This window comes from Rheinheimera lutimaris (genome assembly GCF_013283795.1).
Classification (GTDB): Bacteria; Pseudomonadota; Gammaproteobacteria; order Enterobacterales; family Alteromonadaceae; genus Alishewanella; species Alishewanella lutimaris.
Window position 1 is genome coordinate 185,599 of sequence record NZ_JABSOD010000007.1, and the last position, 23,655, is coordinate 209,253.

Genomic DNA, 23,655 nt, shown 5'->3' on the forward strand with positions numbered 1-23,655 from the left:
AAGCATTAATCTCCGTATTTTGCGCTGTTAAGTTCGCCGGCCCGTTGCGCGCGCTGGTTATCGTTAGTAGCAGACCAGCCGTGTAAATTGTCTTTAATCAACTGACACAGGGCAGCAATATGTTGTGGTTCGGCGTTCAATGCGCTGATGTATTCATAGCGCTGGCCGCCGGCATGCAAAAAGTACTCTTTATTTTCTTCGCCAATTTCTTCAATGGTTTCCAGACAATCAGCAGAAAAACCCGGACAAAAAATTTGCACACTGCTAACACCCTGTTTTGGCAGTGCTTTTAATGTTTCGTCTGTGTAAGGCTTTAACCATTCTTCGCGGCCAAAGCGCGATTGAAAGGTGGTCATATACTGGTCTTTATTCAGCCCCAGCTGCTCAGCGATTAAACGAGAGGTTTTATAGCATTCGCAGTGATACGGATCGCCGTTAAGTAAATAACGCTTGGGAATACCGTGATAAGACAAAATCAGCTTGTCGGCCTGACCGTGTTGCTGCCAATGGCTACGAATTTTATCGGCGGCAGCGCTGATAAAGGGCGCGTAATCGGGATAATGTGACACAAAGCGCAAATCCGGCAGCCAGCGCCGGCGCATAAAGTTACGTGCCAGTTCATCAAAAGTCGATGCCGACGTCGACGCGGAATACTGCGGGTACAGCGGCAGCACAATCAGTTTGCGTACGCCTTGGGCAAACATTTTATCTAATACTGAATCAAAAGAAGGGTTGCCGTAGCGCATAGCAAATTCGACCACCACATCGTTCAGGCCATCTTGCTGCAGTTGTGCCGCCACGGCATCGCGCTGCGCCTGAGTATGAAATAACAAGGGAGAACCCTGTTCGGTAAACACCGTGGCATAAGCCTTAGCAGAGCGACGTGGTCTAAATTGCAAAATAACGCCGTTTAAGATTAGCCACCAGAGCAAGCGCGGTACTTCTACCACCCTGGGATCGGATAAAAACTGCTTTAAATAACGCTTCAACGCCTTGGGGGTAGGTTCATCCGGAGTGCCAAGGTTGGTTAACAGGATGCCGATTTTGTCGCTTTGCTGATGGTCGAAGTTGGAGGTATTGATATAACGCATAACAGAATGGCTGCTCTTCTTGCTGGAGGAACTGGCATTACGCTTCTGCAGCGCAGTCAGTTTACCTGATTTAAAGCCTGAGCCGATCTTAGCAGCTTATGCAGCGTATAAGTAAGCCGGCAGCAAAATTAATCTTGTTGTGTTTGCCGACAGGCGTTAGCCTGACACCAGACTTGAAAGGAGTAACACAATGGCAGTGACATTCAGCAACCGGTTGTCGGCGTTGTTGCCGGCGCTGGTGTTAACAACGGTGCTGGCGTGCATCACACAAAGCGCGTTTAATCTGGCGGCCATTGCGCCACTTAGTGGTGGCATTAACCCCGGCGATATAGTGGCGACAATCTGGTTTGATTTACGTCATTTCAGTTTGACCTATGCCCCAATAGCGCTGATTAATCTGTCAGTTGTGGCGCTGGTGTTGTATGTATTGCCGGCAACGCGGCGCTATTGGTTGGCGGCAATGATTGGTGCTGCGCTGCTGTACCTGATGTTGCTGCTTATTAATGCCATAGCGCCGATGCCAACGTTAATAGCTGCCACCCGCAGCACTGCCGGCCTTATCAGTATGTTGCTGTGCAGCAGTGCCGGCGCCTTATGTTATGTTGGTTTAGTGCAAAGGAGAGTTGTGCATGGTTAAGCAAGCATTGTTGTTGGCGGCGTTAAGCCTGTCACCTGCGGTACTGTCAGATAAAGTGCAATCCTATCAGCTCACTGTGCTGCACAGTCAGTTGCATTACCCCTGGGCTTTGGTGTTTTTGCCGGATGGCGATATGTTGCTGACTGAGCGCAGCGGCACCTTAAAGCGCCTGTCAGGTGATGGCACTGAACGTTTCAGTATCCGGCCGCAATTGCCACAGTTGCTGCAGGCGTCACAAGCCGGTTTACAGGATATTGCCTTAATGCCGGATTTTGCGCAAAACGCCGGCGTTGTGATTAGCTATGCCTGTGGCACCCTAACGGCTAATAACACCTGCCTTGCCAGCGCTGTGCTTACAGACAATGGCCTGAGTGATATAAAGCGTATTTTTCAGGCGCAGCCGCTAAAAAGCGGTGCAGCACACTTTGGCGGTCGTATCGCTTTTTTGCCGGACAACAGCCTGGTATTAACGTTGGGCGATGGTTTTGACTACCGTGAGCAGGCACAAAACCCGGCTAATCATTTGGGCAAAATTGTGCGGTTAAATGCTGATGGTTCAGTACCGCAGGACAACCCTTTTGCAGGCAAACCAGGTTATGCTGCTGAAATTTTCAGTCTGGGCCATCGTAATGTGCAGGGCATTTTTTATGATGCGCCTGGCCAAACCTTATACAGCCATGAACATGGCCCGCGCGGTGGGGACGAGTTAAATATTATTACTGCGGGAAACAATTATGGCTGGCCGGTGGCGACTTACGGCATTGATTATACCGGTGCCCGTATATCGCCTTTTACCACCTTTACTACCATGCAAGATGCAATTTGGGGCTGGACGCCGTCTATCGCCCCGGCGGGTATGACGCTATACCGCGGTGAGCTGTTTCCGGATTGGCAAGGCAATATCTTTGTTGCGGCGCTGGCCGCAAAAAGTGTCAGCCGGCTGCAACTGGAAAACCGTAAGGTGGTAAGCGAGCAGGTGCTGTTTACTGAGTTGAAGCAGCGCATTCGCGATGTGCGCAGCGGGCCGGATGGCGCTTTATATTTGCTTACCGACAGTGATAATGGTCAGCTGATTAAAGTGACGCCGGCAAACTAAGCTACAAGCCAGGCCCGCAAGCTTAGTTGCCAAAGCGTCGCAGGGCAGCTTAGTGGTGGTGATGGCCACCTTCGCCATGGGCATGGCCGTGGGCAATTTCATCGCCGGTAGCTTCGCGTACTGACACAATCTCAACAGCGAATTTCAGCGTTTTACCGGCCAGTGGATGGTTGGTGTCCACGTCGGCTTTAAACATACCTACTTTAACGATAGTGACCTGGCGTTGGCCATGCTCGGTTTGTACTACAGCTGTCATACCGGGTTGCCATTTTTTCGCACCCATCAGGTGTTTTACCTGCATGCTTTGAATGGCGTTTTCATCACGTTCACCATAGGCTTCGGTGGGCGTCAAAGTTACTTCCAGCTTATCACCGGCAGCTTTGCCGCTTAATGCCTGCTCCAGCGCCGGCAGCATTTGCTCATGGCCGTGCAGATACAGCAGCGGGTGGCTACCGTTGGAGCTTTCAAGCTCAATGCTGGCGCCGTTGCTTACGTCGGTTAGGGTGTAATGAAACTGTACTACGCTGTTTTCGCTGATTTGCATAAAATGAGTCCGCTTTGCATAAAGCCGCTATTATCGGGTGTCGGGCAACAAAAATCGACAGCTTTAATAAAAAATACGCCACAGCTTAATTGTGGCGTATTTTTTTGTACAAGTGACAAGGGTGCTGTCAGGTCGCGGCCTTCATACTGCTGACAAATTGCTTAAGCTGCGCCAGCAAGATTGCCGGTTCGTTTTGGTGCTGCTCAATCAGTTTAACGATGGCCGAACCGGAAATAGCACCGGCCGCACCACTTTGAATGGCATCTTTAACATGTGCCGGGGTGGAGATGCCAAAGCCCAGCAGCGGTGGTGCCGGGTTGTAGCTGCGAATACGGGCTATCAGCTCGCTGGTTGGCATAGCGGCAACCGTTTCGGTACCGGTTACGCCGGCGCGGCTTAACAGATAAGTGTAACCGCGGCCATAAGAGGCAATCTCGCGCAGGTCATCATCATCAACATTAGGCGGCACCACAAAAATTGGTGCTATATCATGTTTTATCGCACTTTGGCGAAACAGCTTGCTCTCGTGCAGCGGCACATCGGCAATTAACACCGAATCCACCCCGGCAGCTGCCGCTTTCGCGTAAAAGTCGTCAATACCGCGCGCCATCACCAGGTTGGAGTACAACAATAAGCCGATAGGGATAGTGGGGTGGTAAGCGCGGATTTTACCAATCACATCAAAGCTGATGGCGGGCGTTACGCCGGCCGCTAAGGCGCGGATATTGGCACCCTGAATGGTCGGGCCATCGGCTATCGGATCTGAAAAGGCGATACCCAGCTCCAGCGCATCAGCACCGGCGTCAATCAGGGTTTTAATGATCTCAAACGACAGCTCTGCTGTCGGGTCGCCAATGGTAACAAAGGGCACAAAAGCGCCACGGCCTTCGCGGTTTAAGCGGGCAAACATCTGCTGATAGCGTTTCATAACTGGCCTCCTGCTAATACGCTGTGCACATGGGCTAAGTCTTTGTCACCACGGCCGGATAAATTCACCAGTAACACGGTCGGCTCTGTTGCCTGTGCCGCCAGTTTTAAGGCATAGGCCAGCGCATGCGAGCTTTCCAGCGCCGGTATTATGCCCTCACTTTTCGCCAGTTGCTGAAAGGCCGCTAAGGCTTCATCGTCGTTAATGGCGACATATTCAGCGCGGCCGGTTTGCTGTAAATGGGTATGCTGCGGGCCCACCGCTGGGTAGTCCAGGCCGGCAGAAATAGAGTATGACTCTTCAATCTGGCCGTCGCCGGTTTGCATAATAGCGGTGTAAGCGCCATGCAAAATACCGTAGCTGCCGGTAGACAGGGCTGCTCCATGTTGATGGGTGTTAATGCCTTTACCGCCGGGTTCAACACCAATCAGTTTTACGCCCTCTTCAGCGATAAAATCTGCGAACATGCCAATCGCATTTGAGCCGCCGCCGACACAGGCAATTACGGCGTCAGGCAGCTTGCCTTCCGCTTTTAAGATCTGTTGTTTGGCTTCTTCACCAATCATCTTCTGAAAATCACGCACTATGGTGGGGAACGGGTGCGGGCCGGCTGCGGTGCCCAGCATATAATGCGTCGTGTCATAAGTGGCTGACCAATCGCGCATGGCTTCGTTTACTGCATCTTTTAATGTACCACTGCCGCTGGTTACCGGAATAACGGTAGCGCCCATCAGCTTCATGCGAAACACGTTCGGCTGCTGGCGCTCAATGTCTTTGGCACCCATATAAATGCGGCACTTCAGGCCCAGTAACGCACAAGCTAACGCTGTTGCCACACCATGCTGTCCGGCACCGGTTTCGGCGATAACCTCTTTTTTACCCATGCGTTTGGTCAGCAGCGCCTGGCCTAATACCTGATTGGTTTTGTGCGCGCCGCCGTGCAGTAAGTCTTCGCGTTTAAGGTAAATTTTTACCAACGGATTCGGCGAAATATTGCGACACAGCGTCAGCGGCGTCGGCCGGCCGGCATATTCGGTTAACAGCTGTTGAAACTCGGCATGAAAGGCCGGGTCTTCCAAGGCATCAACATAGGCTTGTTCCAGCTGTTTTAATGCCGGTACCAGCAGCTGCGGCACAAACATGCCGCCATACTGGCCAAAATAAGGGTTAAGTTTTAGCTCACTCATGGTGAAACTCCCGCAATAGTGTAAAAGCTGACCGGATCTTCGCCGCATCTTTGATGCCAGGTGCAGTTTCCAGCCCTGAATTGAAATCGAGCCCGGCAACGGGCAGCTTAGCTGCTGCTAAGCAGTTATCCGGCGTTAAACCACCGGCCAGCATAATCGGCTGGTTGCTGTTGTGTTGTGTCAGCAAGGCCCAGTTAAAGCTGATGCCGCTGCCGCCATGCTGCTGTGGATGATAGGCGTCCAGCAAGATGCGGTCGGCAAGCGCGCTAAACTCAGGTAAAGCCTCCTTTACCCGGTAGGCTTTCCAGATTTGGCATTGTGGCGGCAGCAAGGCTTTTAGCGTACTGATATAGCCATCATCTTCTTCGCCGTGCAGCTGAACTGCACTTAACGCTAAGCTTTGCGCCAACTGTGCGACTTTGGCCTGGTCAGCATTAACAAACACACCTACATAGTGCAGTGGGGCGTCTTGCTGCACCTGTTTTGCCTGTTCCGGGGTAACGAAACGAGGCGATGGCGGATAAAAAATCAGCCCGCCGTAATACGCGCCGGCAGCATAAGCGGCAGCGGCATCTTCCGGCCGGGTTAGGCCGCATACTTTGTGCTCGCTCAGCACTAATTTACGGGTGGCGGCAGCTAAATCGGTTTGTGCCATTAATGAGCTGCCGACTAAAAACGCATCGGCAACCTGCGCTAAATGCCGTACTTGTTGGTTAGTGTAAATACCGGACTCTGATACTACCGTTCTGCCCCCGAGGATCAGTTTAGCCAGCGTAAAGCTGGTATCCAGGTTAGTGCTTAAATCACGTAAGTCACGGTTATTAATACCAATAAGCTCAGCGTTAAGCGCCACAGCGCGCAGTGTTTCTGCCTCATTGCTGACTTCGGTCAGTACCGTCATATTCAGCTCGTTGGCTGTGGCGGCAAGGCTTCGGTACTCGTCATCGCTCAGCACCGATAGCATCAGCAAAACCGCATCAGCACCGCAGTGGCGGCCTAAGTAAATCTGGTAACTGTCGATAATAAAATCTTTATGCAGCAGCGGTTTATCGACTAATTCACGCATGGTGCGCAAGTACTCATACTTGCCCTGAAAGAAGGTTTCATCGGTTAATACCGAAATACAATCGGCGTATTGGCCGTACACCCGGGCTAATTCGGCAAGATTAAAATCATTGCGGATCAGCCCTTTTGAGGGGGAGGCTTTTTTACACTCCAGAATAAAGCGCGGGCCTGCTTGCTTTAGCGCCGCCAGAAAGTCACGCTGAGTCGGTTTTACCTGCGCGACAAAAGTTGTCAGCGGTTTTGCGGCTTTAAGTGCGGCGACTTCGCCGGCTTTATGCGTCACAATTTTTGCCAGCACATTCGGCATTGCTTCAGTCATTTGCCGGCTCCTTGCTTTGACTAAGGTGTTTAAACTGCGACAGGGTAGTAAAAGCCTTATTGCTGCTTAACAGCTCCAACACCGCCCTGGTATTCACTTTTAAATCATCACCCATGCCGGCAATTTTCAGCATTGCTGCCACATTTATCGCCACTGCCGCTTTATGGGCATCCGGGCCTTCGCCTTGCAAAATGGCCAGCGTAGCCGCAGCATTGTCGGCCGGCTCACCACCTGCCAAAGCACTTAGCGGTGTAAGTGCAACACCAAAATCGTCCGGGGTCAGGCTAAACTCAGTCAGCTCGCCGTCTTTTAATTCACAGACATAGGTGGTGCCGTGCAGCGCTACCTCATCACAGCCACTGCCGTGTGCTACCCAGGCGCGTTTGACACCCAGTTGCTGCAGCGCCTGCGCCATTACGCGGCATAATTTGGGATCATAGACGCCAAGCAACTGAAAATCCGGTGCGGCCGGGTTAACCAGCGGGCCCAGTAAGTTAAACAGCGTGCGGCTTTTTAGTGCATTACGTACCGGCATGGCGTGTTTAATACCGGCATGGTACAGCGGCGCAAATAAAAAACTGCAGTTAGTGTGCTCAAGAGCATTGGCCGCCTGCTGTGGTGTCATTTGAATATTGATGCCCAGCTGCTCGAGTAAATCGGCTGAGCCGGAGCGCGATGACACACTGCGGTTGCCGTGTTTTACCACCTTTAAGCCCATGGCCGCGCCGACAATGGCGGCCGTGCTGGAGATATTAATGGTATTGCTGCCGTCACCGCCGGTGCCACAGCAATCGATACCGCCACTGATCTGCCGCGGGAAAGCCGTAGCGGCAGCGCGTAAGGCGCTGGCAGCACCGGCAATTTCATCGGCAGTTTCACCGCGCATTTTCAGCGCCACCAAAAGCGCCGTCAGATGTATTGGCTCAACCTCACCTTGCACCACGGCGCTGAAAAATTGCTGCGCTTGTGAAAAACTAAGCGCCTGGCCACTCAGGCTGTGTTGCACTGTGGATAGAATGTTATCTGTCATGCTTTGCCCCGTAATAAATAATCAATGCTTTGTTTTAACAACGGTTTGCCCAGCGTCGTTAAGATAGACTCGGGGTGAAACTGAAAGCCCAGCATGCGTTTATCCTCGTTAATCACCGCCATTGGAATGTGCCTGTCATTGGCCAGCAAGGTTAACGCATTGGGCATTTCGGTGGCCATTAGCGAGTGATAGCGCGCCACTAAAAACGGCTGCGGTAAGCCGGCAAATAACGGATGATCCTGCAGCGTAATGGCTGCGGTTTTACCATGTACGATTTCACCGGCCCGGCCAACCACGCCACCAAAGTGTTCAACGATGGCTTGATGGCCCAGGCAGATGCCCAGTACCGGAAATTGTGCATCACACAGTTGCAGTAGTGGCGGCATGCTACCAGCTTGTGCTGGGCTACCGGGACCTGGTGATAACACTAGTAATACCGGCTCTGTTTCAGTCAACATTTGCTGATAGATGTAGTCAGCCGGCACCGTATTGCGATACAGCTTTACGCCGCAGCCCAATTGGGCAAATTCATCGACCAGGTTGTAGGTAAAGGAGTCGATATTGTCGAGTAAATAAATAACGGCCATCGGTTACTCCTTAACTGTGCTATTGGCATGCGCTGCATCATGGGCTGACACTATGGCGTTAATCACCGCCTGCGCTTTGCTGCGGGTTTCGTCGGCTTCGGCTTGGGCGACAGAGTCAAACACCACTCCGGCACCGGCCTGAATATAGGCGGTGTTATTGGCAACATAGGCCGAGCGGATGACAATGCAGCTGTCAAAATCGCCGTTGCCGGACAAATAACCGACTGCACCGCCGTAGCTGCCGCGACGTTTACCTTCTACACCACGGATAAGTTCGGCGGCTTTTACTTTCGGTGCGCCAACCAGGGTGCCCATATTCATACAGGCCTGATAGGCATGCAGGGCGTCCAGTTCCGGCTTTAACGTGCCCACCACGCGCGACACCAGATGCATCACATAAGAGTAACGGTCGACTTTTAGCAGCTCTTTGACGTAGCGGCTGCCCGGTACGCTGATGCGCGCGACATCGTTACGTGCTAAATCAACCAGCATTAAATGCTCGGCTTTTTCTTTTTCATCCTGGCGCAGTTCCAGCTCAATGCGGCTGTCCAGATCGCGGTCGATGCTGCCGTCGCTTTTAAAGCCGCGGCGGCGGGTGCCGGCGATAGGGTAAATTTCGACCTGACGGTTTGCGGCGTCAAATTTCAGTGCCGACTCCGGCGAGGCGCCAAACAAACTGAAGGCGCTGTCTTTTAGATAAAACATATAAGGGCTGGGGTTTTGCTGCTTTAAGCGGGCATAGGCCGCCAGCGGTGAGGGACAAGGCAGTCGGAAGCAGCGGGATGGCACCACCTGAAAAATATCTCCGGCAACAATATGCTGTTTCAGCTTTTCTACCTGATGCATAAAGTCAGCATCACTGATATCAACCTGCACTGCAGCGTCAATAGTTGCATTGGTTGTCGTTTCTGCCGGTGCGCTGTGCAGCAGCTGTTTTAACTGCTCCAACCGCTTGCCGATAACAAAGCAGTTAGCCGGGGCCTGTTCGCCACAAAATACGTTACCGACCAACCGGCTGTGGCCGCTTTGATGATCCAGCACTAACAGTGTTTCTGCCAGATAAAACACATAGTCCGGACACTGATTTTCTGCTGTTGGCACGTCAGGCAACTGCTCAACAGTGGCGACCATGTCATAACCGATAACGCCGCCTAAAAATATCGCGAACGGCTCATCGCTTTGGCACTTTAGCTCCCGCTGCAAAGTGCGCAGCACGCTAAAGGGGTTAGGTGCTTGTAGGCGGGCATTTTCTTCCAGTAACAGCGCCGGGCGCTGATAGGTAATGCTCAGCCGGTCGGTGCTTTGCTCTACTTCGGCGTCGCCACTTAGCTTAGTGGCCAGATAGGGCAGCAACACCGCGCCATTAGCGCTAACGGCGGTAATTACCACGTTTTGGGCATTGCATTCGATGCGCAGCGCCGCATCAATCAGTAACAGGCTTTTTAAATTGTCTTTGCTGTCAATTTCGGCTGATTCCAGCAGCAACGAATAGGGGCTTTGTGCCGTCAGCGCCTGATAGCAGGCCAATGCATCACTGTGGTACGGCAGTGGCATGGCGATACTGGCCACTTCGCCTGGCGTGTCGGTGATATGACTAAAGATCATGTTTCACTTTTTCCTTATGATTCATAAATATAGCTCGACATTTTTAGTTTCAGCCGCTTCGCACAGTTTTGCAGGCACATAAAAAAAGCCCGCTTCTTGTGGAAACGGGCTTCGGTAATTACAGCTAATACAACGCCTACACACGCCCGTTGGGAATGTGCCACCACCAGTTAGTCAGGTTAAGGGTTGTGATAAATTGCATTAGCTTTAATGACCTCATTTGTTATGCCACACATAAAACCGCAAAAGGGTGGCAGGCGTCAAGTGCTTATTTGTTATAACACAGAAATAAAAGCGTATAAGCGGCCGGATGGCTGCGGGCTTTTGTGCTTTATTCTTCAGCGTTCAGCCCCGGGCTGCGGTTTTTTCCAATTGCTGAATTTTCTGCCAGATTTCCTCGCTTTCTGCGGTTAAATCGGCAAAAAGCCGCATATCTCCGTTGCGCTGGGCATGCATCGCCTGCTCCAGTTTTTGGTCGTAAGCTTTACGCAGTTTTTTTACCGGATCGGATTTTAACCAGCCAAACATAGTTTTCGTCGCTCTGAATTAGGTGTAGCACGGTTACGCAGTGCAGTGGCAAAGAGTTCAGTTTATTTTGCGATAAGCCGCTGCTGTGCGACAATAACCAGCTTATTTTGAGGTGCTGATGAAAATTGATTTACACAGCCATACCCTATGCTCTGACGGCGTGTTATCGCCTGAAGGCCTTATCGCACGTGCGATAGAAAAGGGTGTGGATGTATTGGCTATTACCGACCATGATACGGTAGCCGGTTTAGCACCGGCACAGCAGGCAATAAACGCTCAGCAACTGCCGCTGCAGCTGATTAACGGCGTAGAAATTTCTACCGGTTGGCAGCAACTGGAAATTCATATAGTTGGTTTAAATATTAACCCGCAGTGTCCGCAGTTTTTACAGCGCCTTGCCAGCCAGCAACAGGCAAGATTAGTGCGTGCTGAGGAAATGGCGCGCCGGTTAGAAAAGAACCAGATCCCCGATGTGTTGCCGGCGGTGTTAGCCCTGGCCAACGGCGCTGCGTTAACCCGCACCCATTTTGCCCGCCATCTGGTCAGTATTGGCAAAGCCAGCTCCATGGATGGTGTATTTAAAAAGTATTTAGGTCGCGGCAAAATTGGCTATGTGCCGAATAACTGGGTTGAGATGGCAGATGCGATTGAATGGATACACGATGCCGGCGGTGTAGCGGTGCTGGCGCATCCGTTAAAATATAAGCTGACTACCAAGTGGGTTAAGCGGCTGGCAGAGCAGTTTGCTGCGGCGGGTGGTGATGCAATAGAGGTGATTTCGCCGCAGCAAACGCCGGTGCAAAAACGCGAGTTGTGGGCCCTGTGTCAGTTGCACGGGTTAACGGCGTCGGTGGGTTCCGATTTTCATCAGGCAACAACTTGGAATGATATCGGAAAAAATCTATATTTAACCGACGATGTGATACCGGTATGGGCGAACTGGCCGTTACAGGGTAACGCAGTAACGCCGGCATAAGACATTAATTTTATTTAAGAAGAATAACAATGAGCCAATTTTTTCATATTCACCCGGAAACCCCGCAGCAGCGTTTACTCAAGCAAGCGGTGCAAATTATTCAGCAGGGCGGTGTGGTTATTTATCCGACCGACAGCGGCTATGCATTGGGTTGTCATGTTGGTGATAAGAGCGCTATGGAGCGTATTTTACAAATCCGTCAGGTAAGTGGCGATCACCATTTTACGCTGATGTGCCGCGACTTATCTGAGCTGTCGGTATATGCCAAGGTAGAAAACAGCGCCTTTCGGCTGATTAAAAACAATACCCCAGGCGCCTATACCTTTATTTTGCGCGGCACCAAAGAAGTACCAAAGCGGCTGCTGAACGAGAAAAAGAAAACTATTGGCCTGCGTATTCCGGAAAACAAGATTGCGCTGGCACTGCTGGCCGAGCTGGGTGAGCCACTGCTTAGTACCAGTTTAATTTTACCCGGTGAAGAATTTGCTGAAAGCGATCCCGAAGATATGCGCGCCCGGTTAGAAAAGCAGGTTGATCTGATTATGCACGGCGGTGTGATTGGTGAAGCGCCAACTACGGTGATTGATTATTCCGACGATGAGCCTGTGGTACTGCGCGAAGGCCGCGGCGACCCGGCACCGTTTCGTTAAACACTGACGGCAAGCGCTAACCTTGAGCGATATCATCAGCGACAGCCTAACCATACAGCAACCGCTGCCGCTGGCCTTTGTCCGTGGCGAAGCGGTGCTGGACCGGCCGGAAGACTTATATATTCCGCCGGATGCGCTGGAGATTTTGCTCGATGCGTTTGAAGGCCCGCTGGACTTTTTACTGTATTTAATCCGCAAGCATAAGTTTGATATTGTCGATTTGCCGGTTAACGAAATTACCCTGCAATATATGGAATATATTGACCTGATGCAGGGGCTGAATTTTGAACTGGCAGCAGAATACCTGGTGATGGCTGCAATGTTAGCCGAGATTAAATCACGGTTATTGCTGCCACGACACACTGAAGCGGAGGACGAAGAGGCCGATCCCCGTGCCGAGCTTATTCGCCGCTTGCAGGAGTATGAAGTGTTTAAGCAGGCCGCGACTGAGCTGGACAGCCTGCCACGCGATGAGCGCGATCACTTTAACGCTACTGCCGTGCTGGCCGACAACTTCGCGCCGCTATTGATCTTACCCGATGTCGACTTAGCTGAGCTGACACTGGCGTTAAAAGACATAGTTAAACGGGCGAAGGATTTTCAGCACCATCATATTAAGCGCGAGCATTTATCTACCCGTGAACGCATGAGCCGTATTCTGGACTTACTCAGCCAACATAATGGCTATCTGGCGTTTTCCGGTTGCTTTGAAGTAACAGAAGGTCGCGAGGGCGTGGTAGTAACCTTTTTAGCCATACTGGAGCTGACCAAAGAAAAGCTGGTGGAGATTATTCAGGTGGAAGCCTACGGCCAAATTCATGTCAAACTTAAAGCCGGTGAGGCATAATGGCGGACAAAATTAATGATGTGCAGCTAATGCAGTTGGTTGAAGCTGCAATTTTTGCTGCCGATAAGCCACTGAGTAGCGACGATTTACAAAGCACAGTGCTGGATGGCTTTAATGTCAGCAAAAAGCGCCTGACTGACACTCTTACCAGGCTGATGCAGGATTACGCCGGCCGCGGTGTTACGCTAACGGAAACCGCATCGGGCTATCGCTTTATTACCAAACCGGAGCTGAGTGACTATTTAGCCAGGTTGTGGCCGGAGCGTTCGCCGCGGTATTCCCGTGCTGTGCTGGAAACGCTGGCACTTATAGCTTATCGTCAGCCCATTACCCGCGGCGAGATAGAAGATATCCGTGGTGTATCGGTAAGCAGCCAGATTATGCGCACCTTGCTGGATCGCAACTGGGTTAAGGTGGTAGGGCATAAAGAAGTGCCCGGCCGGCCCGGTTTATACGCCACTACAAAAGAGTTTTTAGATTACTTTGGTTTAAAACATTTAAACCAGTTACCCCCTTTGCCCGAATTTCAGGCCATCAGCCTGGATTTGGCTGACACCGTCGTGACGACAGGAGAATTGCACTAATGAGTGAAAAAACCGCAAGTGAAAAGTTACAAAAAGTATTGGCCCGCGCAGGCGTAGGGTCGCGCCGTGAAATGGAAGAGTGGATAAGCTCAGGCCGTGTCACGGTTGACGGCAAACCTGCCACCCTGGGCGATCGTATCAGCCCAACCCAGCAAGTGCGGGTAGATGGCCATCCGGTACAAATTGCCAGCGAAGAGCAGCAAATTTGCCGCGTACTGGCGTACCACAAGCCGGAAGGCGAGATATGCTCGCGTACCGATCCGGAAGGGCGGCCTACAGTGTTTTCACGTCTGCCAAACATTAAAGGCGCGCGCTGGATAGCCATTGGCCGGCTGGATATTAATACCTCAGGTTTATTGTTGTTTACCACCGACGGTGAGCTGGCAAACCGCCTGATGCACCCCAAATTTGAAGTAGAGCGTGAATACGCGGTAAGGGTATTCGGCGATGTGAACGATGCGATGATCCAGCGCCTGCGCACCGGCGTTGAGCTGGAAGATGGCAAAGCTAACTTCAAAAAAATCAAAGCGCTGCCGGGCGAAGGTATCAACCGTTGGTTCCATGTGGTACTAACTGAAGGCCGCAACCGTGAAGTGCGCCGGATGTGGGAATCGCAGGGCGCGGTAGTCAGCCGGCTTATTCGTGTGCGCTACGGTGATTTACTGCTGCCAAAACATTTACCTGCCGGCGGCTATGCCGAATACCCGCTGGAAGATGTAAACTACCTGCGTAAGTTAGTCAGCTTAGCACCGGAAGTAGCTACCTTAGTAAAACCGGAAGACAGAGACGAGCGCCGCCGTCGCATGGCCAGTATGAAACGCGCGGTACGTAAGCACGATATCGCCGCTAAAACGCCGGAGCGGACACCAAAAGAGCGCAAGCCTACAGAAGCACGGCCGGCTAAACCGGATGCCGCTAAGCCGGCAGGGCGCAGAGGTCCGGCCAAGCCCAAAGGCAAGCCGGCACGGCAGCCTAACGGTAAAAAGCCCAGCCGTGAAGGCAGAGGTTAAGCACTAAAGACAAAGGCGCATAAAGCGCCTTTGTTATATTTAAAAGGTATTGCAGTTGTAGTTAAGCGTCTGTGTAGATTGTTCTGCGTACTGTGAGCATAGTAGCCACAGCTATTAATCCACCGGCAACAGCAATCTACAGGCCTTTGATAATGCCGCCTCTGCAGATATCAGGCAATATCAACTCAGCTTATTGCTGGTTTTGCAGCTCGTTCTTATCACCGCGCATATCAAAGCTGTCAATAGAACAAGTTACGCTGTCCAAAATTGGATAACATTGGTTTTTAGAGCCACTTGAACGCGTACTCCATTTATTGCCACCTTTGTATTCAGCAAATGACATCTCATCTTCACCACAAGAGGTTGTATAAGTCAGTGCGTCATCAAAGCCTTTCATATAGCAATAGCCATAAGCGTTATAAGCGCCTGCCCATATTGAAAAATTATTAGAAGCAGGTGGAACGTTTTGAGTCACGTCATAGAAAGTAACTGTTGCAGCATTAGCAGCAGAAGACAGCGCAGCAACAGACAGTAAAGAAATAAGTAACTTTTTCATCATTTTATCCTTTTTTAACTTGAGGGGTAACTTCCATTGGACTGTTGTATTCCAACCCGGGTGAAATAACATACCCATATTGTCCATAATTTGTTTCGTTTTGATGAATTTAAAGTTACAGTTGTTTGCTGTGGCTATTTTGGGGTTAGGATAAGCCTGCCTGAGTTTAAAGGGGCCCACATATCAGCTGTTTTATCATCTGATCAGTATCAGCATGTTGCTGCTCGGTTTGCGGTTGATTTATCAGGCAGTGGTCAGTTAACGCACCTTGCTTTTGCGCACCATTTTATACAGCAGCTCCGGCGATAAGCGCGATACCAATGCGCCTAAGCGCTCTTTTAGGCCACCGATGACAATATAGCTTTTACCGTTTAGCAGCGCTTTTACTGCTTTTTCGGCAAATTGCTCTGCGCTCATGGCGTTGGCTTGGGCATCATCCATAGTGCCAAACGCGCTGCCATCGCCGGTTAAGGCATTAAGTGAAACGTTAGTTTTAACAAAGCCCGGGAAAATTGTCGCGACGGTTAAGCCCTGCTCAAATAATTCCGCGCGCAGGCTATTGGCCCATAAATGCAGTGCGGCTTTAGCAGCAGAATAACTGCCACGATATTGGGTGCCGACTAAACCGGCAACGGAGGAAACAAATACTGTCTTGCCACCGCCGTCTGCCAGCAACAGCGGCAGTGCCTGACGGGTAAGGTTTACCTGAGCAAAATAATCCACTTCAAACAGCTTACGCTCAGTGTCGATTGTGGTGTCGCTAATAAGTGCGCGCTGGCTGATACCGGCATTATTAATCAGCCAGTCCAGCCCGCCAATTTGTTGTTGTATGGTGTTAATAGCCGCACTAACAGCGGCAGTATCGGTAATATCCAGTGGCAACAGCAGGTGTTGGCTGCTGTTTGCTAAGCTGGAGCGTACCCGTTCAAGTTCACTTTGCCGCCGCGCACTTAAAACCAACCGGGCACCATCAGCCGCCAGCTCACGTGCTAACGCTTCACCGATACCACTTGAGGCGCCGGTGATCCAAATTACTTTATTTTCTACTGCCATCATAAGAAGTTGTGCTCAGTTATATTTCGCACGACCTTAAGAAATAACCGCTGTGTTGTAAAGCTGAAAAAGCTAGAGGGCAATGCTGAATTACCAGTTGATTTGTTCGAAGTGGCCGGGTAATGGCTGCCAGTACTCTGGCTTATCCAGCGGTGTAGCAGTTGGTAGCAATGGATTCTGCAGCTTAAGTACTTTACGTTTTTGTTGCGCTAATTGCGTGAGAATGGTGCCATATCGCTGTTCAAACAACGCATTAAAACTGCCGTCTTTGTACATCTCAATCAGGCCATACTCTATGGCTGCAGCTAAATTTGTATCGCTATTGGAGACGAAAAAGTACTCTGCTGTGGGGTAATACAACATTAAGTCCGGCGCAATAAACAGTTTTGCAGCGATATTTTTATGCTCATCAGCAATCTCAATGACTGAGCGCGGCAGCGCATTGACACGGCCTTTTTCAACCATGGTGAACATGGAGTGATAGTCATTGGCTGCATGAATTTTATAGCCATTTGCTTTTAAGATCTGGCTATCCGGCCAATCATGGCCTTGCACAAACAAGGTGTTTTGTTTGGTACGCGGCGTGGATAAAAATGGTGCATTTTCGTTTACCAGTAACAGGCGCCAGCCGAGCAAACCTCTGCTTAGTGGCACACGAACAGGCTTTAGCATTTTTTCCCGCTCAACGCTGGTCATGCTCCAGAACACATCGACTATGCCGGTGTGCTGGCTTATTTCCCTCAGTACACGGCTTTGTGCCATAGTTTCTTTTGCCGGCTGCAAGATGTAGGGGGTGGTGGAGTAGCTCAGTGCTTTTTGCAGCAATTGCACGTGATAATCTTGCATCACGTCCCTGTTGTCATAGGGCAGGGCAAAAATTACCGTTCGTGCATTTACTGCTGCTAATAGCTGAATGGCCAATAGCAGCAGTGCTAAACCAGTAAAAAAGACACTTCGCACAATAGAAACCTACAAATGTTGTTAAGCTGTATTTAATGTAGGTAATCTATGGCATTTAGGAAATCTTTATCTTACAAAGTTAGCTTTTATTTTTGTGAAACTGTCACTTTGTATTTGCGTTGGAAATATCCTTTTAAGAAAATAATGGCGCTAACGCCTATTACCGGCGCGGCCAGCCATGTCAGCATCATCCATTGCTCAGGCAATAACCCGCTTACCAATCGACGACCGCCGGCCGCGAAGAATGCAGTGTAAACTGCAATGCCGGTACCAACCATTGAGGTGAAGTGTTCAATAATCCATTGCCGTGGTTTAATTTCTGCTTTAAATACATACACACAAATACTTGCTGCGGCATAAAAACTGACTCCGGCAAAAATCATTAGCAATGTCTGGTTAAATTTGTGTCCCTGCCAGGCGACAAACAGCGATAACGGCAGCATAAGCAATACTGGCCCAAGAAAACTAAGGCGTTTTAACAGGTTGCGATTAGCTTTGGCTAGCAGTACGCCAATAGCGTGGCGCACTGACACCCAGGTAAGCAGGCTTAACAGTAATAAAAATTGCGAAAATACAACGCGCCAACCCAAAAAGCGTTGCAGCTCAATGCCGCTTAAATTGGGCATAGGATAGATGGTGAGCGGATCGTAGATGGTTAAGCCGCTCATCACCATGCCTGAGCCGGATACCAACAGCATGATGTAATAAAATACTTGCCCGGCGTTGTTATGTAACTTGCTACCTTTTTTAACGATAACCGGTAGCCAAAAAAGCAGTAAGGCAATGCTGCCAAGTGCGATGTGTAAGTATAATAAAAAGCTGTGTAAAGCGGACATATTAAGTCTCCTTAGTGGTTGGACTAAGTGTATTGCGACCGCTTGTTACGCACAGGTGCCAGAAGTCAGGATTTTACACTATGACTTTTGGCCTATTGCAGTTTTGCAAAGGAAAAGCATAATACGCGGATGACAAATAAGCTGCCTTTATCCAGCCTGGCCGGTGTGTTGACCTGGGCGCTGGTATTTATTATTACCTTATCTCTTTTGCCGCCAACTACCGAGATGCAACATTGGCTTGGCGTTATCAGCTTGTTTTTACTCTATGGTGCGGCCTTTATTGCCTTAACCTTTGATTACTTTCGCTGCCCGCCGCATTCGCCAGCAGGCAAAAGCTTGCTGGTGTTACAGTTAGTTGCTGCGCTTGCTTTGCTGGTGTTGTTGCCCCAATCGCATTTCGAATATTTGGCTATTCTGACTATCATCTGGGCTGCCGTTTTACCCTTTGCACTGTCTCAGCGCAATGCCATCGCGTTAACGCTTGTCGTCGTTATTCTTTGGTTTAGCATCGCATCTTACCAAAAGCACCATTCGCTGTGGATTACGGCGTTGCTGTATGGTGCTTTTCACTTATTTGCTGTTTTAGTGCAAAGCACGGCAAAGTCAGAGCAAACGGCAAAAGAGGAATTAGCGGCGAAACATCAACAGCTGCAGGCAACGCAGCAATTACTGCAGGCGGCGTCACGCCAAAGCGAACGTACCCGTATTGCCCGCAATCTGCATGATTTAGTCGGACATCATTTAACGGCGCTGACGATACAATTGCAGGTTGCCGGTCATATAACCGAAGGTGAAGCTAAGTTGCAGGTAGATAAATGCCATCAGCTGGCGAAGCTGCTGCTGGCCGATGTGCGCGAAGCGGTAAGCACTATGCGTCAGTATGCCGACGTTTCGCTGTTAGACGCTATACAGCCGTTAGTGGCGTTATTACCGGAGCAGCTTAAGGTCAGGCTGCAGATCCCTGCCGATATTATGCTGAACGATTTGCAACAAGCGCAGCATTTACTCTGCATTGTGCAAGAGGCGATTAGCAACTGCCTGAAACACAGTGGCGCGACTGAACTGCAGATCACTGCCGCTGTTACTGACGGCGAGCTGCAACTGAGCATGGTGGATAATGGTAAGCTGGCGGCAAACTGGCGGCCGGGCAATGGTATTAAAGGTATGCAGGAACGACTTGCCGAATGTGGTGGCGTACTGCAGGTAGATTCGACGCAACAGGCCATGCACCTTAGCCTGAGGCTGCCGTATATGGAGAGTGACAATGCATAAGGTGCTGCTGGTCGATGATCAAAAATTGATCCGCGATGGTATTAAAAGCTTGCTCGGCTTTTGCGGCAAAGTAGAGGTAGTGGGGGAGTGTGCCGACGGCAGCAGCGTAGTGGTTGCATGCCAGCAACTGAGCCCCGATGTGATCTTACTGGATTTATCAATGCCGGTAATGAATGGTGTACAAACCCTGGCTGCGTTAAAGCAGGCTGAGATTAGTGTGCCTGTACTGATTTTAACCACGTTCGACGAGCATGAGCTGGTGTTAAAAAGTATTACGCTGGGCGCGCGTGGCTTTTTGCTGAAAGATGTGTCGCTGGAAACTCTGGTAGAGGCGATTGCAGCCCTGGCCAGCGGTGGTAGCTGGTTTGCGCCGAATATTACCGAGCGCCTGTTAGGTACGGTGCGTAATAGCAGTAGCGACTTCACCATGCCCTCACAGCTTGAGCCGCTAAGTGATAAAGAGCTGGAGATTTTACAGCTAATGGCCGCCGGCTACAGCAATAAAGAAATTGCCGCAGCGCTGTTTAAATCTGAAGGCACGGTAAAAAACCAGTGCTCGGCAATACTGTCCAAGCTTGGGGTGCGCGATCGCACCCGCGCGGTATTGCTGGCGCTTGAGCTGGGGCTTATTAACTAGCTTTTGTAACCATTCGGGTTAGCTGACTGCCAGCGCCAGCTGTCGCGTACCATATCGTCCAATGTTTTCTCTGCTTGCCAGCCCAGTAGCGCTTTCGCCTTCGTCGGCTGCGCATAACAGGTGGCAATATCGCCGGGCCGCCGCGGGGCAATCTGGTAGGGCACCGCTACTGCATTTACGCTGCTAAAAGCCTTTACCATATCCAGTACGCTGTAACCTATGCCGGTGCCTAAATTAATGGCTTCAATACCGTTATGATTTTCCAGATATTGCAGTGCTTTGAGATGGCCGCGCGCTAAATCCACTACATGGATATAATCGCGTACCCCGGTGCCATCGTGCGTGGGGTAGTCGTTGCCAAACACACTAAGCTTATCGCGTTTACCCACCGCCACCTGTGAAATAAACGGCATTAAGTTATTGGGTATACCGTTGGGGTCTTCGCCTATTTGGCCGCTGTCATGCGCGCCAACCGGGTTAAAGTAACGCAGCAAGGTGATGCCCCAGTCGGGCTCGGCATGCAGCAGATCTTCAAGAATATGCTCGATCATCAGTTTGCTCTGGCCATAGGGGTTAGTGGCCGAGCGTGGTGCAGTTTCTGCGATAGGCACTTGCTTGGCATCGCCGTATACCGTAGCGGACGAGCTGAACACCAGCTTTTTCACGCCAAACTCGCGCATAACGCGGCACAGCGTAACTGTACCGGCAACATTATTATCGTAGTAATGCAGTGGTATTTGTGTCGACTCACCCACCGCTTTTAAACCGGCAAAGTGCACCACAGCACTGATGCTATAGCTGCTAAACAGCTGGCGCAGTGCTGCTTCGTCACGGATATCACCGTTAACGCTGGTAAGTTGTTTGCCTGTCAGTTGCTGCACCCGGTTAAGCGCTTCATCTGAGCTATTGCTAAAGTTGTCAAAGCTCAATACCTGATAACCGGCGTTTAGCAGCTCCAGTGCAGTATGGCTGCCGATATAACCGGCGCCACCGGTAAGTAAAACGTAACTCATGCTACTGTCCTTGAGGCCGGGAGTTTAAGGCAACACTTTTTTAAACGGTTTTACGATTGAGCGCGCATACACGCCGGCTGCCAGGTACGGATCGGCATCGGCCCAGCTTTGTGCATCGGTTAAACCGGCAAACTCTGCCACCACCAAAGAGCCGCTGAATCCGGCCGCACCCGGGTCAAGACTATCGATAGCAGGCGTTGGGCCGGCCAATAGCAGCCGGCCTTCATTTTTCAGCTGTTCCAGGCGGGCCAGATGGGCCGGCCGGGTTGCAAGGCGTTTTTCTAAACTGTCGGTAACGTCTTCGGAGTAAATCATATAGAACATAAAAGGCTGTCCTTCTGCAGAGCCGGTTTTCTGTGGCGCACGATAGCAGATCCTCAGCCGCGTTCCAACGCTGTTGAACGCATCGGAGCAGTACAGGCTAGGATTTACTGCAACAGCCTGTTAGCATGCAGAGCGCTATAACAATAACCGGGCAGCAGCTCCGGTATTCTAATAAGAAAAAATTCAGGGAGTCCGCGTAGCAATGAAACGTGAACAATTCAGTTCCAGCCTCGGCTTTGTACTGGCAGCCGCCGGTTCAGCTGTCGGTATCGGTAATCTGGTCGCCTTTCCGGTTATGGCCAGTAAAAACGGCGGCGCCGCCTTTTTAATTATGTATGCCTTTTTCGTATTTTTTATCTGTTTACCGGTAATGCTGGCAGAGATGAGTTTAGGCCGCCACACCCGGCAAAACCCGTTGGGTGCTTACACCGAAATTGGCCAAAACCGTGCCTGGCGCACTGTTGGTTGGATGTCGGTTATTACGCCGTTTATGATTGGTGTGTTTTATCTGGTGATCACCGTATGGATTTTTGGTTACCTGGGCAAATCGGTGATGGGGCAGTTGAATGAGTTGGCCGGGCCGGACAGTTTCGGTAACTTTATTAACAGTAACGAGCTGTTTGTTTATATGGCTATAGTAGTAGGCTTAACCTTTTTTATCCTGCAAGGTGGGGTAAAGCAGGGCATAGAGAAAGCCGCGCGGGTATTGATGCCGATGCTGTTTGTCATGTTAATTGCATTGGTTGTCTACGTATTTACGCTGGATAACGCCATGTTAGGCATTAAATTTTTCCTTATTCCGGAGTTTGATAAGCTAACGGGTAAGGTATTAAACGGCGCGCTGGCACAGGCATTTTTCTCGCTGTCACTGGCCATGGGTATTTTAATTACTTACGGCTCGTACATTCAGAAAAACAACAATATCGTGCACGCCGGTAAAATGGTGGCGGGCTTGTCGGTATTGGTGGCATGTTGTTCAGGCTTATTGATCCTGCCGGCAGTATTCTCGTTTAATCCGGATATTCAGTTAAGCACCTTGTCAGAATCCAGCATCAGCATGATTTTTACCTTTTTGCCGAAAATTTTCTTAGCTATGCAGGCTGACATTGGTTATTTCGGTGCCAGTTTTATTGCCGGGTTCTTTTTCCTGCTGGTGTTCTTTGCGGCATTAACCTCTCTGGTATCTATTATTGAAGTACCGGTATGCAGTTTAATGGATCAAAAAGGCGTAAGCCGTCGTACAGCGCTGTTTTCGCTTGGCGCGGCGATGATAGCACTGGCCGTTATTTGTGCGTTGTCATTTGGCCGGGTTGATGTATTCAGCAATCTGCTGAGCTATGGTGGTTTAAATAAGTCATTTTTTGATCTGGTGTATGACATCTTCTATGAAACCATCTTGCCACTGAATGGTTTCTTGTTATGTTTGTTCGTGATCTATCGCTGGAAGAAACATAATCTGGATGCGGAAATAAGCCAGGGCAATGCGACATTTGCTGGTTCCTTGCTGCAAAAATACGTTAACTTCTCGCTGGGCACCTTTATTCCGCTTATTCTGGCCGTGATTTTTATTAATACCGTGTCGACTATCTTTTTTGGTAACAACTTGTTGTTTTAACTAAACAGCTTGCAGGACTAAAGGCAGCTTAGGCTGCCTTTTTTGTTGCTGCAGTTTGCAAAGGCAAGATTTCTTGTATTAGTATTTAATACAGTTATCCGGAGGCATTATGGCACGTAATACATCAGTAACCCTTGGCGAGCATTTTGAGCACTTTGTTGCTGAGCGGGTGCAGCAGGGGCGTTATCAGTCGGTAAGCGAAGTAGTGCGCGCCGGGCTGCGCTTGTTGGAAGAAGATGAAATAAAGCTGGCTGAGCTGCGGCAGAAGTTAGAAGCTGCCGAGCAAAGCCCTGTAGTGGAAAACTTTGATGAGCTGGCTTTTGTTGCAGAGCTGTCGCAGAAATACGGTAAATGAACCGGCGTTATCAGCTTAGGCAGCATGCCAAAGATGATTTAGAACAAATTTGGTTGTATAGCGCTGATAAATGGGGCCAAGCACAGGCAAATCGTTATTTATCTCAGCTGTTTAAGTGCCTTAATCAATTGGCGCAAAACCCTGCGCTGGGTGTTAAGCGCGAAGATGTAAGGCCCGGTTATTTTAGTTTTAGTGTGTTGCAGCATCGGGTGTTTTATTTGCAGGATGCTTCCGGTATCGATGTAGTAGCCATTATTCATCAGCGTATGGATGTAAAGTCAGCCAATATTTAAGCAAAAAGGCAGCGAATTCGCTAATGCCGATCAGATAAGAATTTTTCAGATCGGTTG

The 23,655-nt window shown here is 50.3% G+C and carries 27 protein-coding genes; 12 read left to right on the forward strand and 15 right to left on the reverse strand.

What is annotated here, in order from left to right; genetic code table 11:
* Window positions 1–5: 5 nt before the first annotated feature.
* Window positions 6–1,091 carry a ferrochelatase gene (hemH, locus tag HRH59_RS09495; protein WP_173501025.1) on the reverse strand — a complete coding sequence of 362 codons (1,086 nt, stop codon included), beginning with the start codon at window positions 1,089–1,091 and terminating at the stop codon, window positions 6–8.
* Window positions 1,092–1,281: 190 nt separating this feature from the next.
* Between hemH and HRH59_RS09500 the strand changes: the two genes are divergently transcribed.
* Both HRH59_RS09500 and HRH59_RS09505 read left to right on the forward strand, forming a co-directional pair.
* Window positions 1,282–1,728 carry a hypothetical protein gene (locus tag HRH59_RS09500; protein WP_173501026.1) on the forward strand — a complete coding sequence of 149 codons (447 nt, stop codon included), beginning with the start codon at window positions 1,282–1,284 and terminating at the stop codon, window positions 1,726–1,728.
* Complete coding sequence (locus tag HRH59_RS09505) at window positions 1,721–2,824, forward strand: PQQ-dependent sugar dehydrogenase (protein ID WP_173501027.1); 1,104 nt, start codon at window positions 1,721–1,723, stop codon at window positions 2,822–2,824. Before HRH59_RS09500 ends, HRH59_RS09505 begins: the two co-directional genes overlap by 8 nt.
* 49 nt (window positions 2,825–2,873) lie before the next feature.
* On the opposite strand, the gene HRH59_RS09510 is transcribed toward HRH59_RS09505, so the two are convergent.
* The 8 genes from HRH59_RS09510 to HRH59_RS09545 form a co-directional block, all read right to left on the reverse strand.
* The gene (locus tag HRH59_RS09510; protein ID WP_173501028.1) at window positions 2,874–3,368 is read right to left on the reverse strand and encodes an FKBP-type peptidyl-prolyl cis-trans isomerase; all 495 of its coding nucleotides are present in this window, start codon (window positions 3,366–3,368) and stop codon (window positions 2,874–2,876) included.
* A gap of 127 nt (window positions 3,369–3,495) precedes the next feature.
* Entirely contained in the window at window positions 3,496–4,296 is an 801-nt protein-coding gene (gene trpA / locus HRH59_RS09515; RefSeq protein WP_173501029.1) for a tryptophan synthase subunit alpha, read from the reverse strand.
* Window positions 4,293–5,483 carry a tryptophan synthase subunit beta gene (trpB, locus tag HRH59_RS09520; RefSeq protein WP_173501030.1) on the reverse strand — a complete coding sequence of 397 codons (1,191 nt, stop codon included), beginning with the start codon at window positions 5,481–5,483 and terminating at the stop codon, window positions 4,293–4,295. Before trpB ends, trpA begins: the two co-directional genes overlap by 4 nt.
* Window positions 5,476–6,867: a bifunctional indole-3-glycerol-phosphate synthase TrpC/phosphoribosylanthranilate isomerase TrpF gene (gene trpCF, locus HRH59_RS09525; protein WP_218573487.1), complete on the reverse strand. Its 1,392-nt coding sequence runs from the start codon at window positions 6,865–6,867 to the stop codon at window positions 5,476–5,478. Before trpCF ends, trpB begins: the two co-directional genes overlap by 8 nt.
* Complete coding sequence (trpD, locus tag HRH59_RS09530; RefSeq protein WP_173501031.1) at window positions 6,860–7,897, reverse strand: anthranilate phosphoribosyltransferase; 1,038 nt, start codon at window positions 7,895–7,897, stop codon at window positions 6,860–6,862. The genes trpCF and trpD overlap by 8 nt, the downstream gene beginning before the upstream one ends.
* Window positions 7,894–8,484 (reverse strand): aminodeoxychorismate/anthranilate synthase component II, encoded by a 591-nt coding sequence (locus HRH59_RS09535; RefSeq protein WP_173501032.1) that lies wholly within the window; start codon window positions 8,482–8,484, stop codon window positions 7,894–7,896. Before HRH59_RS09535 ends, trpD begins: the two co-directional genes overlap by 4 nt.
* Before the next feature lie 3 nt (window positions 8,485–8,487).
* Window positions 8,488–10,089, reverse strand: a complete 1,602-nt coding sequence (locus HRH59_RS09540) for an anthranilate synthase component 1 (RefSeq protein WP_173501033.1) — start codon at window positions 10,087–10,089, stop codon at window positions 8,488–8,490.
* Window positions 10,090–10,434: 345 nt separating this feature from the next.
* A complete protein-coding gene (locus HRH59_RS09545; protein WP_173501034.1) occupies window positions 10,435–10,617 on the reverse strand; it encodes a DUF6435 family protein in 183 nt (60 codons plus the stop codon).
* A gap of 118 nt (window positions 10,618–10,735) precedes the next feature.
* Between HRH59_RS09545 and rnm the strand changes: the two genes are divergently transcribed.
* Genes rnm through rluB form a run of 5 tightly spaced genes read left to right on the forward strand, consistent with a single transcriptional unit; the run spans window position 10,736 to window position 14,684 of the window.
* A complete protein-coding gene (gene rnm / locus HRH59_RS09550) occupies window positions 10,736–11,593 on the forward strand; it encodes an RNase RNM (RefSeq protein WP_173501035.1) in 858 nt (285 codons plus the stop codon).
* Window positions 11,594–11,622: 29 nt separating this feature from the next.
* A complete protein-coding gene (locus tag HRH59_RS09555) occupies window positions 11,623–12,243 on the forward strand; it encodes an L-threonylcarbamoyladenylate synthase (RefSeq protein WP_173501036.1) in 621 nt (206 codons plus the stop codon).
* 22 nt (window positions 12,244–12,265) lie between these two features.
* Window positions 12,266–13,090 (forward strand): segregation and condensation protein A, encoded by an 825-nt coding sequence (locus HRH59_RS09560; RefSeq protein ID WP_173501037.1) that lies wholly within the window; start codon window positions 12,266–12,268, stop codon window positions 13,088–13,090.
* A complete protein-coding gene (scpB, locus tag HRH59_RS09565) occupies window positions 13,090–13,674 on the forward strand; it encodes an SMC-Scp complex subunit ScpB (protein WP_173501038.1) in 585 nt (194 codons plus the stop codon). The genes HRH59_RS09560 and scpB overlap by 1 nt, the downstream gene beginning before the upstream one ends.
* Complete coding sequence (gene rluB, locus HRH59_RS09570) at window positions 13,674–14,684, forward strand: 23S rRNA pseudouridine(2605) synthase RluB (RefSeq protein ID WP_173501039.1); 1,011 nt, start codon at window positions 13,674–13,676, stop codon at window positions 14,682–14,684. Before scpB ends, rluB begins: the two co-directional genes overlap by 1 nt.
* Before the next feature lie 190 nt (window positions 14,685–14,874).
* On the opposite strand, the gene HRH59_RS09575 is transcribed toward rluB, so the two are convergent.
* The 4 genes from HRH59_RS09575 to HRH59_RS09590 all read right to left on the reverse strand — a co-directional run bounded on the left by HRH59_RS09575 (window position 14,875) and on the right by HRH59_RS09590 (window position 18,089).
* A complete protein-coding gene (locus tag HRH59_RS09575; protein ID WP_173501040.1) occupies window positions 14,875–15,327 on the reverse strand; it encodes a hypothetical protein in 453 nt (150 codons plus the stop codon).
* Between the two features lie 171 nt (window positions 15,328–15,498).
* Window positions 15,499–16,296 (reverse strand): SDR family oxidoreductase, encoded by a 798-nt coding sequence (locus tag HRH59_RS09580; RefSeq protein ID WP_173501041.1) that lies wholly within the window; start codon window positions 16,294–16,296, stop codon window positions 15,499–15,501.
* An 87-nt stretch (window positions 16,297–16,383) separates the two neighbouring features.
* A complete protein-coding gene (locus HRH59_RS09585; protein ID WP_173501042.1) occupies window positions 16,384–17,253 on the reverse strand; it encodes a type 2 periplasmic-binding domain-containing protein in 870 nt (289 codons plus the stop codon).
* 86 nt (window positions 17,254–17,339) lie between these two features.
* The gene (locus HRH59_RS09590) at window positions 17,340–18,089 is read right to left on the reverse strand and encodes a hypothetical protein (RefSeq protein ID WP_173501043.1); all 750 of its coding nucleotides are present in this window, start codon (window positions 18,087–18,089) and stop codon (window positions 17,340–17,342) included.
* 129 nt (window positions 18,090–18,218) lie between these two features.
* On the opposite strand from HRH59_RS09590, the gene HRH59_RS09595 reads away from it, so the two are divergent.
* Together HRH59_RS09595 and HRH59_RS09600 are read left to right on the forward strand one after the other, a co-directional pair.
* Window positions 18,219–19,361 (forward strand): sensor histidine kinase, encoded by a 1,143-nt coding sequence (locus HRH59_RS09595; protein ID WP_173501044.1) that lies wholly within the window; start codon window positions 18,219–18,221, stop codon window positions 19,359–19,361.
* A complete protein-coding gene (locus tag HRH59_RS09600) occupies window positions 19,354–19,998 on the forward strand; it encodes a response regulator (RefSeq protein WP_173501045.1) in 645 nt (214 codons plus the stop codon). The genes HRH59_RS09595 and HRH59_RS09600 overlap by 8 nt, the downstream gene beginning before the upstream one ends.
* On the opposite strand, the gene galE is transcribed toward HRH59_RS09600, so the two are convergent.
* Together galE and HRH59_RS09610 are read right to left on the reverse strand one after the other, a co-directional pair.
* Complete coding sequence (galE, locus tag HRH59_RS09605) at window positions 19,995–21,011, reverse strand: UDP-glucose 4-epimerase GalE (RefSeq protein ID WP_173501046.1); 1,017 nt, start codon at window positions 21,009–21,011, stop codon at window positions 19,995–19,997. The two genes, HRH59_RS09600 and galE, sit on opposite strands and share 4 nt — an antisense overlap.
* Before the next feature lie 24 nt (window positions 21,012–21,035).
* Complete coding sequence (locus HRH59_RS09610; protein ID WP_173501047.1) at window positions 21,036–21,335, reverse strand: YciI family protein; 300 nt, start codon at window positions 21,333–21,335, stop codon at window positions 21,036–21,038.
* Between the two features lie 202 nt (window positions 21,336–21,537).
* On the opposite strand from HRH59_RS09610, the gene HRH59_RS09615 reads away from it, so the two are divergent.
* From HRH59_RS09615 to HRH59_RS09625, 3 genes are all read left to right on the forward strand, one after another.
* The gene (locus HRH59_RS09615) at window positions 21,538–22,950 is read left to right on the forward strand and encodes a sodium-dependent transporter (protein ID WP_173501048.1); all 1,413 of its coding nucleotides are present in this window, start codon (window positions 21,538–21,540) and stop codon (window positions 22,948–22,950) included.
* A gap of 109 nt (window positions 22,951–23,059) precedes the next feature.
* Complete coding sequence (locus tag HRH59_RS09620) at window positions 23,060–23,305, forward strand: type II toxin-antitoxin system ParD family antitoxin (RefSeq protein ID WP_173501049.1); 246 nt, start codon at window positions 23,060–23,062, stop codon at window positions 23,303–23,305.
* Window positions 23,302–23,598, forward strand: a complete 297-nt coding sequence (locus tag HRH59_RS09625; RefSeq protein WP_173501050.1) for a type II toxin-antitoxin system RelE/ParE family toxin — start codon at window positions 23,302–23,304, stop codon at window positions 23,596–23,598. The genes HRH59_RS09620 and HRH59_RS09625 overlap by 4 nt, the downstream gene beginning before the upstream one ends.
* The last annotated feature ends 57 nt before the right edge of the window (window positions 23,599–23,655 follow it).